Origin of the sequence: Salegentibacter chungangensis, from assembly GCF_042678405.1 — a bacterium.
Taxonomy (GTDB): domain Bacteria; phylum Bacteroidota; class Bacteroidia; order Flavobacteriales; family Flavobacteriaceae; genus Salegentibacter_A; species Salegentibacter_A chungangensis.
Window position 1 is genome coordinate 1118018 of the sequence record NZ_JBHTLI010000001.1, and the last position, 16169, is coordinate 1134186.

14 protein-coding genes are annotated in these 16169 nt (G+C 39.9%); 4 read left to right on the plus strand and 10 right to left on the minus strand.

From position 1 onward, the window contains the following. Positions 1–14: 14 nt before the first annotated feature. Both ACFQ3Q_RS04995 and ACFQ3Q_RS05000 read left to right on the plus strand, forming a co-directional pair. Positions 15–1463, plus strand: a complete 1449-nt coding sequence (locus tag ACFQ3Q_RS04995; RefSeq protein ID WP_380743539.1) for a RagB/SusD family nutrient uptake outer membrane protein — start codon at positions 15–17, stop codon at positions 1461–1463. 66 nt (positions 1464–1529) lie between these two features. Further along, a complete protein-coding gene (locus tag ACFQ3Q_RS05000) occupies positions 1530–2279 on the plus strand; it encodes a PepSY domain-containing protein (RefSeq protein ID WP_380743541.1) in 750 nt (249 codons plus the stop codon). A 110-nt stretch (positions 2280–2389) separates the two neighbouring features. Here ACFQ3Q_RS05000 and ACFQ3Q_RS05005 read toward each other — a convergent pair whose 3' ends face one another. Continuing rightward, positions 2390–3100: an SOS response-associated peptidase gene (locus tag ACFQ3Q_RS05005; protein WP_380743543.1), complete on the minus strand. Its 711-nt coding sequence runs from the start codon at positions 3098–3100 to the stop codon at positions 2390–2392. A 574-nt stretch (positions 3101–3674) separates the two neighbouring features. On the opposite strand from ACFQ3Q_RS05005, the gene ACFQ3Q_RS05010 reads away from it, so the two are divergent. Then, positions 3675–4037, plus strand: a complete 363-nt coding sequence (locus ACFQ3Q_RS05010; protein WP_380743545.1) for a hypothetical protein — start codon at positions 3675–3677, stop codon at positions 4035–4037. Between the two features lie 78 nt (positions 4038–4115). Here the strand turns inward: ACFQ3Q_RS05010 and ACFQ3Q_RS05015 are convergent, their stop codons facing one another. From ACFQ3Q_RS05015 to tamL, 8 genes are all read right to left on the minus strand, one after another. Continuing rightward, positions 4116–5096, minus strand: a complete 981-nt coding sequence (locus ACFQ3Q_RS05015) for a YpdA family putative bacillithiol disulfide reductase (RefSeq protein WP_380743547.1) — start codon at positions 5094–5096, stop codon at positions 4116–4118. Continuing rightward, a complete protein-coding gene (gene rpe / locus ACFQ3Q_RS05020; RefSeq protein ID WP_380743549.1) occupies positions 5083–5745 on the minus strand; it encodes a ribulose-phosphate 3-epimerase in 663 nt (220 codons plus the stop codon). The genes ACFQ3Q_RS05015 and rpe overlap by 14 nt, the downstream gene beginning before the upstream one ends. Positions 5746–5955: 210 nt before the next feature. Then, a complete protein-coding gene (locus ACFQ3Q_RS05025) occupies positions 5956–6819 on the minus strand; it encodes a sigma-70 family RNA polymerase sigma factor (RefSeq protein ID WP_072552879.1) in 864 nt (287 codons plus the stop codon). Positions 6820–7197: 378 nt separating this feature from the next. Beyond that, on the minus strand, positions 7198–9447 hold the full coding sequence (locus ACFQ3Q_RS05030; RefSeq protein WP_380743552.1) for a polyribonucleotide nucleotidyltransferase: 2250 nt from the start codon (positions 9445–9447) through the stop codon (positions 7198–7200). Between the two features lie 212 nt (positions 9448–9659). After that, the gene (gene rpsO / locus ACFQ3Q_RS05035; protein WP_380743554.1) at positions 9660–9929 is read right to left on the minus strand and encodes a 30S ribosomal protein S15; all 270 of its coding nucleotides are present in this window, start codon (positions 9927–9929) and stop codon (positions 9660–9662) included. 112 nt (positions 9930–10041) lie between these two features. Continuing rightward, complete coding sequence (gene accD, locus ACFQ3Q_RS05040) at positions 10042–10899, minus strand: acetyl-CoA carboxylase, carboxyltransferase subunit beta (protein ID WP_380743556.1); 858 nt, start codon at positions 10897–10899, stop codon at positions 10042–10044. A gap of 116 nt (positions 10900–11015) precedes the next feature. Then, complete coding sequence (fbaA, locus tag ACFQ3Q_RS05045; RefSeq protein WP_380743558.1) at positions 11016–12083, minus strand: class II fructose-bisphosphate aldolase; 1068 nt, start codon at positions 12081–12083, stop codon at positions 11016–11018. A 45-nt stretch (positions 12084–12128) separates the two neighbouring features. Beyond that, positions 12129–14723: a translocation and assembly module lipoprotein TamL gene (gene tamL, locus ACFQ3Q_RS05050; RefSeq protein ID WP_380743560.1), complete on the minus strand. Its 2595-nt coding sequence runs from the start codon at positions 14721–14723 to the stop codon at positions 12129–12131. 7 nt (positions 14724–14730) lie between these two features. Between tamL and ACFQ3Q_RS05055 the strand changes: the two genes are divergently transcribed. Continuing rightward, positions 14731–15474 carry a TrmH family RNA methyltransferase gene (locus ACFQ3Q_RS05055; protein WP_380743562.1) on the plus strand — a complete coding sequence of 248 codons (744 nt, stop codon included), beginning with the start codon at positions 14731–14733 and terminating at the stop codon, positions 15472–15474. Here ACFQ3Q_RS05055 and porT read toward each other — a convergent pair. Then, positions 15461–16168: a type IX secretion/gliding motility protein PorT/SprT gene (porT, locus tag ACFQ3Q_RS05060; RefSeq protein ID WP_380743564.1), complete on the minus strand. Its 708-nt coding sequence runs from the start codon at positions 16166–16168 to the stop codon at positions 15461–15463. The genes ACFQ3Q_RS05055 and porT overlap by 14 nt on opposite strands. Position 16169: the final 1 nt, after the last annotated feature.

The following is a 16169-nucleotide window of genomic DNA, read 5'->3' on the forward strand; positions in this document are numbered from 1 at the left end:
TAAAAAGCATTAAAATGAAAATATTTAAACATAGCATTCTAATCTTAGGATTAATAGTTCTTCAGGGTTGTAGCAAAGATGTGCTCAACCAAACACCGGACCATGTGATTTCAGAGAACCTGGTGCTTAATTCGGTAGAAAAACTTGATAAATTATTGGCGGGGACCTATAATGAGGTATCCCGGAATACATATCTGGGTAGGGTTTTATACAAAAGGGCTGCTGTAAAAGGCACCGATTTTAGATTTGTTGAGACTACATACAATCCCAGAAACTATGAGCTTATTGCCTATAAGTATGAAGAAAGCAGCAATAGCAGTGGGAGCTGTGAAGATCTGTGGATTCAATCTTTTAAGTCAATAAACAATTTAAATCTTATTATTAATAATATAGATGCGGCTGAAGGAAATGCCGCAGCAAAGCAGGAAATATTGGGAGAGGCTTTAGGTTTAAGAGGGATGGTTTATTTTGACCTTGCCAGAACTTTTGCCTACCCTTGGATAAAGGCTGGAGCCTCCTCCCAGGGACTGCCGTTAAAGCTTTCTTCAGATGAGATTGTGACTGAGAGAAGCAATCTTGGAGCAACATATGATCAGATAATATCAGACATGAAAAGCTCTCTTGACCTGTTAGAAGAAAACAGCTGGGATCAGGGAAGTACCAAGTACTTAACTAAAACCGGTGTAAAGGCCTTACTGGCACGTGTATATTTATATAAACAGGATTGGGAAAACGCACTTAAGTATTCCAAGGAAGTTATTGCCTCTAGAGGTGAGGATAAACTTATGGGGGTAAATTCTTACGTTTTTGAGGATTATAATTCTGAATCTCTTTTCGAATTGAGTATAACAAGTCAAAACTCTTTAGGTAGTAATGGACTGGGAGCTCAATTCGATTTTAAGAACGGAGGTCAGGGTGATATAATAGCTACCCAAACCTTTGTAGACTTATTGGATGCATATGAAGGTGACCCAAGAGCTGCATTGCTGGAGGAAGATAAAGAAGGCACACAACACGCTTTCGTGAAATATATTAACCGAAGTGGTGGAGGCGGATTAAGTGCACATAACATTCCTGTAGTACGGCTTTCTGAAATGTATTTAATAGCCGCTGAAGCCGCCGCGCATGGAGCCGGTGGAGGAGAACCAGAAGCACAGGATTTTCTAAACACTCTTATCGAGAATAGAACTACCGACTACTCGTCTAATCAGGCTACTGAAACAGGAGAGGCTCTAAAAGAAAGAATAGCGGAAGAAAGAAGAAGGGAGCTTGCTTTGGAAGGTCACGGTGTTTATGACTACATCAGAAGAGGTAAAGATATTATTCGCCCAACAGATGAACATGTGAACACCGGGGTAGATGTGTCCAATTTGGATATCCAGGCCACGGACAACAGGACTATTTGCCCAATTCCGGCCAGTGAGGTAGAAGCCTCAGGAATGCAGCAAACAGAGGGTTATTAATTAAATAAATAGATAAGGGGGATTAGTTGATGGTTTTTCAACTCTCCCCCTCTTATTGAAAAAATTATGGTAAAAAGAAAAACAGCTTTAAAAATAAGGCAGGCACACAGGTATCTTGGTATTTTTATAGGTATACAATTTATAATGTGGACTGTAAGTGGTTTATATTTCAGTTGGACAGATATAGACGAGATTCACGGAGATCAGTTCAAAAAGGAAGAAATGGTTCATACCAATTATTCCGGATTAGGAAGCCCTTCAGAGTTTAATCCTGATACTGAAATACATTCCGTAGAACTGAAGGATATTGCGGGGGAACCCTATTATTGGATAAACCATAGCACTCTTCAAAATGCTAAAACAGGAGAGATTAAAGAGGACCTTTCTGAAGAAGAAGCGGTTTCAGTAGCTAATCAACATATGATAGATGGTTTGGAGGTTACAGGAGTAGAGAGAATAACCTCTACGGGAGGGCATCATGAATACAGAGGAGGGCCTCTTCCGGCCTATGTGATCTCATATAATACCCCTGAAGATATCAGAGCTTATGTGTCTGCAGCAGACGGTACTTTTAGAACCCTGCGCCACAGAGACTGGAGATGGTTTGACTTCCTTTGGATGACGCATACTATGGATTATGAAGGGAGAGATGATTTCAATAATTTAATTTTAAGAGCCTTTTCCTTACTTGGACTAGTTACAGTTTTTAGTGGATTCCTGTTATGGTACACCTCCTCACCAACAATTAGAAAATTAACAAGTAAAAAGAAGAAGAAGAAAAAGAAAGAGAAAGAGGCGGATGTGACGACCTTTTAAAAGTATTTGAGATCAACCTTGATTTTCTATTTGAAAAATTAGCCGATAAAGGGCTGCTCATATCCGGGCAGCCTTTTTTTGATTTCCTTTAGGGGAATTTCTTACTGTCCTTATCCGAATAGAATGGCACCGGTTCCTGACTTTTTTATGGCCTCCGGGTTATTAGTGTCAGTGTTATGATCGTATAAACTTCTTGAAACAGGATGTGCGTTAAAATGATCATTAATAAAGCCTTCCTCCATTACCATTTCTATTTCTTTAAAAGTGATTTTCTTTTTGATCCAGATCTTTTCATAATAAGGATCAAGAACGAGTGGCATTCGGTTTGCTTTATTGTTTACATATTCAAAAAACGGGGTAGATTTTGTCGTTATTATGCTGCAGCTTAGCTCGTTGTCTTCATTTCTGTTGTAAATTCCGGCAAAGGAGAATACTCTTTGTTCGTCCAGGTAGCAGTAGTAAGGGAAAGACTTGCCGTTAATAGAATGCGGTTCGAAAAATCCGTCAGCCAGAATAAGGCATCGATTAAGAAACAAATTTTCCCTGCCCTTATTTGATTCGACGATTTTTTCTGCGTTCACATTTAATTGGATATTAGAAGCATGAAGATTGGTGAATTCCTTTTCGCTCCAGAAAGGGATCAGACCCCATTTCATACTTGTGATCTTATCTGGCTCCCTGTCGGTAATACAAAAAAGTTGTGCATTTGAAAAAGCAGAAACGTGGTATAACGGCTTAAAACCGGTAATCTCCGGTGTCTCCAACTGATAGGTTTTCTTCAGATTTTTCAGGGGCTTTATAAGAGAAATATCGTAACACATCGCATTAAACAATTTCTAATAAAATATTAAAATCAGAGAATTTCGGAATGGGGGAATTTCCTCATTTATTGGCCAAAATTCCATCGTGAGATGAGGTAGCTTCAGGTAAATTATAAATGCTGATTATAACTTATGCAGATGAACGGGAATTACTTTCGTTCTTCGAAAAAATATGTTTTTATGAAACTTCCTTTGTATTTTGAGGTCGTAATTTTAACCAACCAAAAATGAGGGCTGTCTGGTTTCGCCGGACAGCCTTTTTTAATTCTTAAAATCCAACTGGAAATTTATAATCTTATTTTATTTTCCGGTTATGTTATAAATAATTCCTCTCAAGATATATTAGATTAAGAAATTTTTATTCAAGCTCTTACTTTATTAAAATAAAGTTAATTTTAAGTCTGCCGGATACTTGTTTCTGGTTCTCAGGCCTTATTTAACGGTTAATGTGTCGGAACTCTATAGTTTTCTTATTTGCATTTCTTTAAAGCTTCACGTTAAACCTTGTTTAAATAATTTTTCAAAACTTATAATCCCTCTATTTTTAGCCTCACTAACTAATATCTTATTAACCATGTCGTCTTATTTAAATACCCAGGAAATAAAAAGGTCTTTACAGGTCCTTGTAAAACAATACGTAGAGGAATGCGTAAACTGCCAGGAATTACCGCAGGATTTTATCGATTTGATTAAACATAATTTTCTGGCGAAATTCGTTTACTACAATAAAGCTAAGAAACAGATCGAGATTGGAATTGAAGATCAGGAATCAGATGCTCCTTATCCGGAGATCAAAACCTATTCGTTTCCTGTAGATAAAGCGGCCAACTGGTTAGATCAGTCTTTCAGGAATGATGACTGTGACCTTAAATTCTACGGAAAGCTTTTGAACAGGAATGAACTTATAAGCTCTGGAGACGTGGTGCTTATAAATTAAACTTCTTTTTTTGCCCCAACGAAAAAGCGGTCCCCAAAACACAAGAAGACCGCTTTTTTATTCCTTTAATACAACTGATCAGCGCTTTGATGCAATGTCTTTTGCGATAACCTCGGCGTGAACTCTGGAGTTCTCTATGAACCATTTGTGGGTTTCCACACCTCCGCAAATTACTCCGGCGAGATAGATACCAGGCACATTGGTTTCCATAGTATTCTCATCATACTGTGGGATTTTTTTACCGTCCTCAGATAACTTAATGCCCATTTTTTTCAGGAATTCAAAGTTTGGACGATACCCGGTTAGCAATAAAACAAAATCATTTTCCAGGGCCTGTTTCCCTTCAGAAGTTTCTACTATTACTTCCTTTTCTTTTATTTCAGTTAAGCGCGCATTGAATATAGCCTTGATGCTTCCCTCTTTTATTCGGTTGTCAATATCAGGTCTCACCCAATACTTCACTCGCTCCCCAATTTCTGGTTTTCGAACTATCATCGTTACGTCCCCACCTTTTCTGAATATCTCCAGTGCAGCATCTACTGCAGAGTTGCTTGCTCCAACCACTACAGTTTTCTGGGTGGCATAATAATGCGGATCGTTATAATAATGAGCAACCTTTGGTAGTTCTTCTCCCGGGATGTTCAGGTAATTAGGAATGTCATAAAACCCTGTGGCAACAATCACATTCTTAGCTTGGTAGGTAGATTTATCGGTAACTACTTCGTGTAAATCCTCATTTTCAGATTTTACTGCGGTTACCTTTTCGAATAGATTGATGTTAATCTCATTCGAAGTAGCTATTCTCCGATAATACTCCAGGGCCTCAGCTTTTCTTGGTTTTGGGTTGTTGCTGATAAACGGAATTCCGTCAAGCTCCAGTTTTTCTGAGGTCGAAAAGAAGGTCATATTGGTAGGGTAGTGGTAAAGTGAATTTACCAGGCAGCCCTTCTCGATAATCAGGTATGAGAGGTCCTTTTTTTCTGCTTCCAGGGCACAGGCTATTCCAATGGGGCCACCGCCAATAATTATTATGTCGTAGGTCTTATCAGGTGTTTGCAAGCTGCTTTAGTTCTTTTATGGTTTTCAATTGGTCCTCGGCTTTAAATACAAAGCTCCCGGCTACAAGAACGTCTGCTCCGGCTTTAACCAGTTGTGCCGCATTTTTATCGGTCACGCCGCCATCAACCTCAATAAGGGTAGGGGCGTTATTGGTAAGGATAATCTCCTTTAAACGCTGCACTTTATTGTAAGTGTTCTCAATGAAACTTTGTCCGCCAAAACCTGGATTAACGCTCATTACACATACTAAGTCGATATCCTTTATCACATCTTTCAGTAAATCTACATTTGTATGCGGATTTATAGCGACACCGGCTTTCATTCCTTCAGCTTTAATAGCCTGGAGCGTGCGGTGAAGATGTGTGCAGGCCTCATAGTGCACGGTAAGGTTATTGGCCCCAAGCCTGGCAAACTCTTTAATGTATCGGTCGGGATCAACGATCATCAAATGAACATCGATGGTCTTTTTGGCGTGTTTGGTGATTGCCTTTAGCACAGGCATTCCGTAAGATATATTCGGCACAAAAACGCCATCCATAATATCTATGTGGAACCATTCAGCTTCACTTTTGTTAACCATTTCCACATCTCTCTGGAGATTGCCGAAATCTGCCGCCAGAATAGAAGGGGCGATAATTTTATTAGCCATAATTGTTGTGTTGTTTTGGTTCACAAAAATAGGAATTCTAAAACTTATTTAGCCAGATGTAGCAAAATATAGAAGATACCTGGAATGAAAGTCTTTAAAGCCCGGAAAGAAAAAACCCCGGTCATCACTCCGGGGTCATTCATCAATCAAAAAACGAACAGTTATGTTATATAGTTCTCACTATTTTAAACTGTTGTCATCTTAAATATCTTATCCAAGGTAAGTCTTAAGGATCTTACTTCTTGAAGTATGTTTAAGCCTTCTAATGGCTTTTTCTTTAATTTGTCTTACTCTTTCTCTTGTTAGGTCAAAAGTCTCGCCAATTTCTTCCAAGGTCATCGGATGTTGGTCTCCAAGGCCAAAATAAAGACGAATTACATCTGCCTCACGAGGAGTCAGGGTTTCAAGAGCACGTTCGATCTCAGTTCGTAGGGATTCGTGTAGTAACTCCTTATCAGGGTTGGGCGATTCTCCGGAACGCAATACATCGTAAAGGTTGGAGTCTTCCCCTTCTACCAGCGGAGCATCCATAGAGACGTGACGGCCGGAATTCTTCATAGATTCCTTAACGTCATTAATGGTCATATCAAGCTCCTTCGCGATCTCTTCCGCACTTGGCGGACGTTCGTGAGATTGCTCTAAGAAAGCAAAAGTTTTGTTGATCTTGTTAATAGAACCAATCTTGTTCAATGGCAAACGAACAATACGGGACTGTTCTGCCAGAGCCTGAAGGATAGATTGCCTGATCCACCATACGGCATAAGATATAAACTTAAAACCACGCGTTTCATCGAAACGTTTCGCAGCCTTAATTAATCCCAGGTTACCTTCGTTAATTAAATCGGGTAGTGTTAAGCCCTGGTTTTGATATTGTTTTGCTACAGAAACCACAAAACGTAAATTCGCTTTGGTCAGTTTCTCCAAAGCCCGGTTATCACCCGCTTTTATACGTTGAGCCAATTCTACCTCTTCATCGGCAGTAATCAGATCAACCTTACCAATTTCTTGCAAATACTTATCCAGCGAAGCAGTTTCACGGTTCGTTACCTGCTTCGTAATCTTAAGTTGTCTCATCTATCTTCTCCTTGGATTTTTATTGTGAATAGCTCTTGTATTAGTTTATACGTAAATACCGCTCGAAATGTTACAAAAAAGTTATTTTATTTTTTCTCGGGCGTTTCCCTTCGGGCCGGGCTTTACGCTTCAAGTCCTCGCTCCTTCCGGTCACTTCGGGCTCTTCGCTGCAATCCCTAACGCAAAAAAATGTTTTTGAAAATGCGGGTTTTCAGCTATCTGTTTAATAGAGATTACACCCTATTTTCAAGGTTTGTATTAAAATTGTCGCTAAAAGGCAGGCTTAATTACAGCCCTTACAGAATATTTGTATTTATTATATAAAAAAGCCCCGATGATCATCATCGGGGCTTTTTACTAATTATTGCTTAAAGAAGATTAATCTCTGTCTTCTCTTGGCTTTCTGTTTTCACGGCGGTCATCACGACCTCTGTTATCGCGTCCGCGATTGTCTCTGGAACCTCGGTTGTCACGACTTCTGTTATCGTCACCACCGCGGTTGTCCTTTCGTTCAGGTCTTGGCAACAAGGCTTTTCTTGAAACCTTTTCTTTACGCGTTTTTGGATCTACACCAAAGTATTTTACATCCAGTACATCTCCAACGTTTACCACATCGGTAACATTGTCTGTACGATCCCAGGCAAGTTCAGAGATATGAAGCAGTACTTCGTTTCCTGGAGCGTCCAGATATTCTACCACAGCTCCAAAATCAAGTACTTTTATCACTTTCACCTCATAAACACTTCCCTTTTCAGGTTTGAAGGTTATGGCATCTATTTTCGCAAGAACCTTGTCGATTCCTTCCTGGTTGGTACCAAGAATTTCAACGATTCCCTCTTCGGTTACAGGATCTTCATTGATTACGATCTCTGTTTTGGTCTCTTTTTGAAGTTCCTGAATCACTTTTCCTCCAGGTCCGATCAATGCTCCAATAAATTCCCCAGGAATTGTTTTGGTGATGATCTTAGGAGCGTGTGCCTTAACATTTTCATTAGGCGCAGGAATTGTTTCGGTAAGTTTACCAAGGATGTGAAGGCGTCCTTCACGAGCTTGTTTCAGTGCGTTCACTAAAATCTCGTAAGAAAGTCCTTTGATCTTGATATCCATCTGGCAGGCAGTAATACCGTCTTCTGTACCGGTTACTTTAAAGTCCATATCTCCAAGGTGATCTTCATCTCCAAGGATGTCAGATAGTACCGCATAGTTCTCACCGTCAGAGATAAGTCCCATTGCGATTCCGGAAACCGGCTTTTTAAGCTGAATACCGGCATCCATTAATGCCATAGTTCCGGCACATACGGTAGCCATAGAAGATGAACCGTTAGATTCCAATACTTCAGATACCACACGTACAGTGTATGGGCAGTTATCAGGGATCATTCCTTTTAATGCACGTTGCGCAAGGTTCCCGTGACCTATTTCACGTCTGGATGTTCCTCTGATAGGGTATGCTTCTCCTGTTGAAAAAGGAGGGAAGTTATAGTGCAGGTAGAAAGTCTCTTCTCCCTGGTAAGTTGGCAGGTCTACCTGGTTTGCTTCTCTTGAGGTACCAAGAGTTACCGTAGCCAGTGCCTGAGTTTCCCCTCTGGTAAAGATCGAGGATCCGTGGGTAGAAGGCAGGTAATCCACTTCGCACCAGATTGGTCTGATGTCTGTTGTTTTACGGCCGTCAAGACGAATACCTTCATTAAGAGTAAGGTCTCTTACTGCATTTTTATGAGCTTCAGCAAAATACTTTGAAACAAGGCTTCCGTTTTCTTCAAGCTCTTCTTCAGTGAATAAAGCTTTAACTTCTTCCTTTAATTCAGCAACTGCCTCTGTTCTTTCTTTTTTGCTTGTTCCGCCTTTAGCGATGTCATAAGCTTTTTGGTAAGTTGCTTCGTGAACTTTCTTCTGAATATCCTCATCGGTTCTTTCAGTTTCGTAGTCACGGGTGGGTTTCTTGCCAAATGCTTCAGCCAGTTTAACCTGGGCTGCACACTGAACTTTAATGGCTTCGTGGGCGAATTTGATAGCTTCTGCCATCTCTTCTTCAGAACACTCATCCATTTCACCTTCAACCATCATTACAGAATCTGCAGATGCACCAACCATAAGGTCCATATCGGCATTAGCTAATTCTGTTCTGCTTGGATTGATAACGAATTCACCATCAACTCTCGCTACTCTTGCCTCAGAAATTGGAGTTTCAAAAGGAATGTCAGAAAGCTGGATAGCAGCTGAGGCTGCCAGTCCTGCAAGAGCATCGGGCATCACTTCATCGTCGTGAGACATCAGCTGGATCATCACCTGAGTTTCAAATTTATAGTCTTTCGGGAAGAGCGGTCTAAGAACACGGTCTACAAGGCGCATTACCAGAATTTCTTCGGTACTTGGCCTTGCTTCCCTTTTAAAATATCCGCCCGGATAACGTCCGGCAGCGGCAAATTTTTCACGATAATCCAGAGTTAATGGAAAGAAATCCATAGTTGTTGGGGTGTAAGAAGATACAACCGTACAAAGCAACATGGCATTTCCCATTTGCACAACAACCGAACCGTGGGCTTGTTTTGCTAATTTTCCGGTCTCGATGGAGATCTCTCTTCCGTCTCCAAGATCGATGACCTCTTTAAATGTTTGTGGGATCATAATACTTTTTTGAATAAAACCTGAGCATACAGGTCCTTGTTAAACAATGGTCTCCGCCTAACCGGACGGCCGGGTTGTGTTGTTGTGTGTAGTTGTGACAGACCAATGAAAAACTACCCTTTTTTGTTTAAGGGTGACAATTTTAATCTAATTTGAGCACTTATTGTGCTGCTGTAATATATAAAAAAAGGGGGCAAAAAGCCCCCTGAAAGTTATTTTCTTAATCCTAATTCTTTTACGATGGCACGATACCTCATAATATCCTTCTTCATCAGGTAGTCAAGAAGACTTCTTCTTTTTCCTACTAGCCTTACTAATGAACGCTCTGAGTTATAATCTTTACGATTAGTTTTCAGGTGATCAGAAAGGTGTGAAATTCTGTAAGTAAACAACGCGATTTGACCTTCAGTCGAACCGGTATCATTCTTACCTTTTCCGTGCTTTTCGAAGATCTCCTCTTTTTTCTCTTTAGTTAAATACATTCCAATATTAATTTTAATGATTTTTATGTATTGACAGCTTTTCTGTCAGGCGGCAAATATAATACATTATGTTATAAAACCTACTTAATTCTATAACTTTTATTTTGGTCTTTTATGCTCTTACCGGCTGATTTTGAATGAGATCCAAATACAGGTTCACCTTGTTTTTAAGCTCTGAGCGTTTTGTGATAAAATCAAGAAAACCGTGCTCCATTAAAAATTCGGCAGTTTGAAAATCTTTAGGCAGGTCCTTTCCGGTAGTGTCCTTTACAACCCTTGGGCCGGCAAAACCTATAAGTGCTCCCGGTTCAGAGATGTTTATGTCTCCTAACATCGCGAAAGAAGCAGTGGTGCCTCCGGTAGTTGGGTCGGTACAAAGTGAGATGTATGGAATTCTTGCTTCAGCCAGCTGTGCTAATTTTACTGAAGTTTTTGCAAGCTGCATTAAAGATAACGCTGCTTCCATCATTCTTGCTCCGCCGGACTTTGAAATTATCATTAAAGGAATATTGTTCTTCAAAGAATAATCTGCAGCACGAGCGATTTTCTCTCCTACGACAGATCCCATAGACCCCCCAATAAATCTGAAATCCATACAGGCAATAACCAGGTCTTTTCCTTTTGATTTTCCGACAGCAGTACGCACGGCATCCTTTAAACCCGTTTTGTCTTGGGCAGCTTTAAGACGCTCGGTATATTTTTTGGTGTCTGAAAAGTTAAGAGGGTCTTTAGAAGTAATATCCTTATCCAGTTCCTTGAACTTATCGTCATCAAACAGAATATGAAAATATTCTTTACTTCCAATTCTTACGTGGTAACCATCTTCCGGGCTTACATAAAAATTGCTCTCCAGTTGTTCTGCATCTACGATCTTCCCTGTTGGAGATTTGTACCATAATCCTTTTGGTACATCTTTCTTCTCTTCGGTGGGAGTCTGAATTCCTTTTTGTGTTCTTTTAAACCAAGCCATTTAGTTTCGAATTTCGGGTTCCAGTGTTCAAATTTATTGAATAGCTCTTTTTCTGAACCTGTTCTTGATAAAATAAAAACAGCCGAAGTCAGACTTCAGCTGTTTTTTAGATATTCCTATAATGTATTTACGTTATTTAAGTCCTCAAATGCTTTTTTTAAGCGGGCTTTAAAAGTAAGCTCTCCTTCACGAAGCCATTTACGCGGATCGTAATACTTCTTGTTTGGAGAATCTTCACCTTCAGGATTGCCTATCTGGGTTGCAAGATAATCTTTTTTGCTTCCCATATAATCGCGAACGCCTTCAAGGTATGCATACTGAAGGTCGGTATCGATATTCATTTTGATAACTCCGTATCCAATAGCTTCGCGAATTTCTTCTAAGGTAGAACCACTTCCGCCGTGGAATACAAAGTCGATATGGTTTTCTTCAACTCCGTATTTTTTGGTGATATATTCCTGAGAATCCTTAAGGATCTTCGGAGTAAGTTTAACATTTCCTGGTTTGTATACACCGTGAACGTTACCAAAAGCAGCAGCAATAGTGAATTGATCGCTCACTTTGCTAAGCTCTTCATAAGCATAAGCAACTTCTTCAGGCTGGGTGTATAATTTTGATGCATCAACATCGGTATTGTCAACACCATCTTCTTCACCTCCTGTAACTCCTAATTCTATTTCCAGAGTCATACCCATTTTGCTCATCCTTTCAAGATACTTCTTACAAGTCTCGATGTTTTCTTCGATCGGCTCTTCAGAAAGATCGATCATATGTGAGCTGTATAGTGGTTTTCCGAATTCTTTAAAATGCTTTTCACTGGCGTCAAGCAAACCATCAATCCAGGGAAGTAATTTTTTTGCACAGTGGTCAGTGTGCATAATTACCGGTACTCCATAAACCTTAGCGAGTTCGTGAATATGCTTAGCTCCTGCAACTCCTCCTGCAATGGCCGCTTTTTCATTTTCATTTGAAAGTCCTTTTCCTGCGTTGAATTGTGCTCCTCCGTTAGAAAATTGAATAATAACCGGTGAGTTTAATTCTGCTGCAGTTTCCATAACAGCGTTCATACTGCTGGAACTAATCACGTTTACCGCCGGAAGAGCAAAGCCCTTCTCTTTGGCATAATTGAATATTTCTTGAACTTCTTTTCCTGTGGCTACGCCTGCTTTGATATTATGACTCATAAATTAAGTTGAATTAGGCTTACAAAAATAAGAAAATAAGTTGGCTTAGAAAGGATAATTGATCCCTACGTTGTATACAGCGTGGTTAAAGTTGTAATCTTTAAACCATCGGCTGCCTTCATCACGGGCAGGGTCGTAAGTTTTGAAGCCTATGTCAAACCTTAAAACGAAAAAGTTAAAATCATAACGCAGTCCAAAACCGGAACCAACAGCGATATCTTTGAGGTCTGAAAAGGAGGTGAATGTTGAAGCCGGGTCATCCACAATATCCAGTACATTCCAGATATTACCAACGTCAATAAAGAATGCGCTGTTCAGATCACTAAACAGGTTGTAACGGTATTCCAGGTTTAAGGCAAGCTTCATATTTGCTTCATTAAACTCGTTACGGCCACCGCTGCTTCCAGGGCCAAGGTCATAGGCTTGCCAGGCACGGTTGTCGTTGGGGCCTCCGGCAAAAAAACTTCGCGCAAACGGTATGCTGTTCGCATTTCCGTAGGGTATAGCGATACCCCCAAAAGTTCTTAATGCAAAAATATTGTCGTGGCCAAGATCCCAGTGCTTTATGAAGTCGATCTCGGTTTTCGCATACTGAGAATAGGCTACCCCTAAAACCTCGTAATTTCCGTTTTCATTTTTATCAAAGCTTATAATTTTTGACAGGGCAGAAAGGGCATTTCCAGCTGTTTCTATCTTAAACCTGAATCTTGAAAACTCCTCATCGTACAGGTTCTCCTTGGTGTTCCATAAATACGTGTAATTAGAGGCGAAGATGAGGTTGTTTTCGGTTAGTCTGTTTTTACGCTCCCTGATATTGATTACACTTTGTCTTTGCGTGGAATTCAGGCCTGTGGTGGTGCCGGTGTCATTATAAACATCCCTGATAAAGTTCTCCGCGCCTTTTGGAATGATAAGATCACCATCTTCATCAAGATAAGTCGGGCTGGTTACCACATTGGGTGATTGAGCGGTTTGATTCAGATCGTTATATGAGTTTCTGTAAACATTAAAATAGTTACCCACATTTAGGTTTCGTACATATTGAATGTTAAGAAGGTCCAGCTTGTTTGAGAGTTGTCTTGAAGGCGTCCAGCGGTAATTTAATATCCCTGAAAGGTTTTGTTTGTCGAGTCCTATATTGTGCTGGGTGCTTACTCCAATACTCATAGAAGTAAAGGGCGACATATATTTGGGAATGAACTTTTCGGTTTTAAAAGGGAAGAATATCCTTGGAAAAGTCAATTTAAGATCGGCTCCAATTTCCGAAATATCGAAGAATCGATCCTTGTCACTGCTTGCCGCGGCATCTGTAGAAGAACCTATACTTCCACGACCGGAGATCTCAAGATTTTCAGCCCCCCTGAAAACATTTCTAATAAGGAGTGAGCCTCCAAAACCAATTCCAAATTTCTGGATGTTGCTTTGAGAAACATCAAAATCGAAACCCAGGGAGTATTTTGGCTGGGGAGTTAGAAAAATATTTGCAATAAGGTCCGTTCTGGTGCTGTCTCGTGGGTCTGGGGTATAGGAAATGTTCGGGTATTTGAATACGCGCAGTGAATTAAGTCTGTTATACGTCCTTCTTCTGTCAGTATCAGAAAATGTTGTTCCCGGTTTTATAAAGACTGCATCGGTAAGTGCTTCTGGTTTATATTCCATTTCCTCGAAGCTGTACAGCGTATACCCTTCAAAATTTGCGCTGTCTGTTAATGGTTGATTCCGGTTTGCGTAAGAGTAATCAGTGAAAATATTCACCTTACTGATATCGTGTATCTTGAAAGGAACTCTGGAAGTAGAATCTCCTTCAGAAACCTTTCGGTTTTTAATGATCACAGTAGTGTTTACTTTATGATCTGTATTTATAGTGTCAGCATTAAAGGTAATGTATTCCTGATCGAAATAATAAACCCCTCTGTCTCTAAATAATTGTGTAAGCCTGTCCCTTTCCGCATTAAAATCCAGGGTTCTGTACTGTTCGCCTGATTTGATCTTTGCCTTGGCCTGATGTGCATCATATAAGGAATCGATTACTACTGATTCAATATCCTTGTTTATGGAATCTATTTCATACGGCTGGTGAGTAGTGACACTGTATTCTACCTTAGCTCTTTTTCTTCCGCTGGGTTTAATTTCGTAATCAGTTTCTACATTGAACCATCCATTGTTCCAGTACCAGGAAGTTAATCTGTTTACAGATTTTTTGGTCTCCTCTTCATCAATAATTACCGGTGCTTCCCCTGTACGTTTTATCCATTCGTTAAATTCTTTTCGGGAGTGGATATACCTGTCCAGCTGTTTTCTTGATAGGATTCCGCTTAAATTCTTCCGTTTTTTTTCGTTTTCGAGGTACTTGGAAATTAAAATGGAGTCTATATCAGGACGTGCTAAATTGTAAAAATGAAGTTGAAGTGGGAAACCCAGCAACCTGGCATTTGGCTCCTGGTAAAGCTGGTTGTATATTTTTGACTTTTTTATTTTTTCGCCGTTAAGGAGAATGGTGTTGTCGGTAAGCAGGCGTTCATCGTCTTCAACTCTCTTAACAGCATCACAGGAAATAAACAGAAGCAGGGTTAATAAAATAAATGATATTTTTGCGAAAAGCCTTTTCAAATAGTAGGTCTTAAGAGTCCAAAAATACATTTTTTGCATGGTTAGTAAAAGCCAAATTAAGTTAATAAAGAGTCTGTCCCAAAAAAAGTTCCGTCAAAAGAATAAACTTTTTGTAGCTGAAGGGAAAAAGGTGGTGAAGGAGCTTATTTCTTCAGGATTTGCACTAAAATACTTGTTTACTACCGACACTGATTTTGATGGGCCAGCAGATAAAACTCATTTCGTAAAAGAAGAAGATCTGAAAAAGCTCAGCTTTTTGAAAACACCGCAGATTGTTTTAGCTGTTTTTGAGATTCCAGTCATAAGTACTATCAAAAGCGAAGGCCTAGTAGTAGCTTTGGATGGAGTTAGAGATCCCGGAAATCTTGGTACCATTATTAGGTTGTGTGACTGGTTTGGAGTAAAACAGTTGATTTGTTCTAATGATACCGTAGATTGTTATAATCCGAAAGTTATCCAGGCAACTATGGGGTCCATAGCCCGGGTGCTTGTTTCTTATACTGATCTTAAAAAATTTGTTGAAGAAAGGATAGAAGCTGGTCTTCCGGTGTATGGTGCATTTATGGATTCCAAAAATGTATATCAGCAAAGCCTGCCTGAAGAGGGAGTGTTGGTAATGGGAAATGAGGCTAACGGAATTTCGGGTGAAATTCAGGCACTTGTGAGTAACAGAGTCACAATCCCTCAATTTGGCGAAACTCAGGAAACGGAAAGCTTAAATGTAGCTACAGCAACCGCAATATTGCTGAGCGAATTCAGGCGATCATCTATTGGAAAGTAAAATTGAGGAAAATCCCTCTTGAAGACATTTTCTTTACATTACCTGTGTAGATGCTGTTAGGGTTTTCGTCTCTGATCAGTTCATCATTCAGGGCAAAGACACCTCTTATTGATGGGGAGAACTTGAAATAATACAGGTAAAGGTCTACTCCAACTCCTACTTCATAATAATAAGAGTGGGTTGTCATTCTGAATTGCCCTGCATAATTATCATCGGGATTGTTTTCGTTACTGGAAAGGTTTATTGAAGTTGATAGTCCTCCAACAATAAAGGGTTTGAAGTTATTGTAACGATCTGCCGAAAATTTCAGGAGTAAGGGAATGTGAACATAGGTAGCATTTACCTCTCTGTAGGTATCAGGGTCGGCCTTGGTGACCTGGAAGCCTCTCGTATTAAAGCTCACCCCTGGTTCAAGTCTAAGGTCAAGATTGTTGTTGATTTTTAGGTTTCCGATAAGCCCAACATTAAACCCAATGCCTTTCTCTACAACAAGATCTTTTCCTCCTATGGCATTTTGGTTGTATTCTTTATAGTCGAAATTAAAATCGTAGGTGTTGAAGCCTAAAAAGTATCCCCAGGACCAGCGTTGTCTGTCAAAATTTTCATTATTAAGAATGGCTTCCCCTGAAAATAATTGGGCGTGTCCTAACTGGAAAAAGCCAAGAAAGAATATAATGGCAATAAATCTTCTCATA

Coding starts and splice junctions, on each gene's coding strand:
- rpsO (WP_380743554.1), bottom strand. CDS start 9,929: ATGTATTTAACTAAAGAGAAAAAAGAGGAGATCTTCGAAAAGCACGGA.
- ACFQ3Q_RS04995 (WP_380743539.1), top strand. CDS start 15: ATGAAAATATTTAAACATAGCATTCTAATCTTAGGATTAATAGTTCTT.
- ACFQ3Q_RS05030 (WP_380743552.1), bottom strand. CDS start 9,447: ATGATCCCACAAACATTTAAAGAGGTCATCGATCTTGGAGACGGAAGA.
- fbaA (WP_380743558.1), bottom strand. CDS start 12,083: ATGAGTCATAATATCAAAGCAGGCGTAGCCACAGGAAAAGAAGTTCAA.
- ACFQ3Q_RS05005 (WP_380743543.1), bottom strand. CDS start 3,100: ATGTGTTACGATATTTCTCTTATAAAGCCCCTGAAAAATCTGAAGAAA.
- rpe (WP_380743549.1), bottom strand. CDS start 5,745: ATGGCTAATAAAATTATCGCCCCTTCTATTCTGGCGGCAGATTTCGGC.
- ACFQ3Q_RS05025 (WP_072552879.1), bottom strand. CDS start 6,819: ATGAGACAACTTAAGATTACGAAGCAGGTAACGAACCGTGAAACTGCT.
- tamL (WP_380743560.1), bottom strand. CDS start 14,723: ATGTATTTTTGGACTCTTAAGACCTACTATTTGAAAAGGCTTTTCGCA.
- accD (WP_380743556.1), bottom strand. CDS start 10,899: ATGGCTTGGTTTAAAAGAACACAAAAAGGAATTCAGACTCCCACCGAA.
- ACFQ3Q_RS05010 (WP_380743545.1), top strand. CDS start 3,675: ATGTCGTCTTATTTAAATACCCAGGAAATAAAAAGGTCTTTACAGGTC.
- ACFQ3Q_RS05055 (WP_380743562.1), top strand. CDS start 14,731: ATGGTTAGTAAAAGCCAAATTAAGTTAATAAAGAGTCTGTCCCAAAAA.
- ACFQ3Q_RS05000 (WP_380743541.1), top strand. CDS start 1,530: ATGGTAAAAAGAAAAACAGCTTTAAAAATAAGGCAGGCACACAGGTAT.
- porT (WP_380743564.1), bottom strand. CDS start 16,168: ATGAGAAGATTTATTGCCATTATATTCTTTCTTGGCTTTTTCCAGTTA.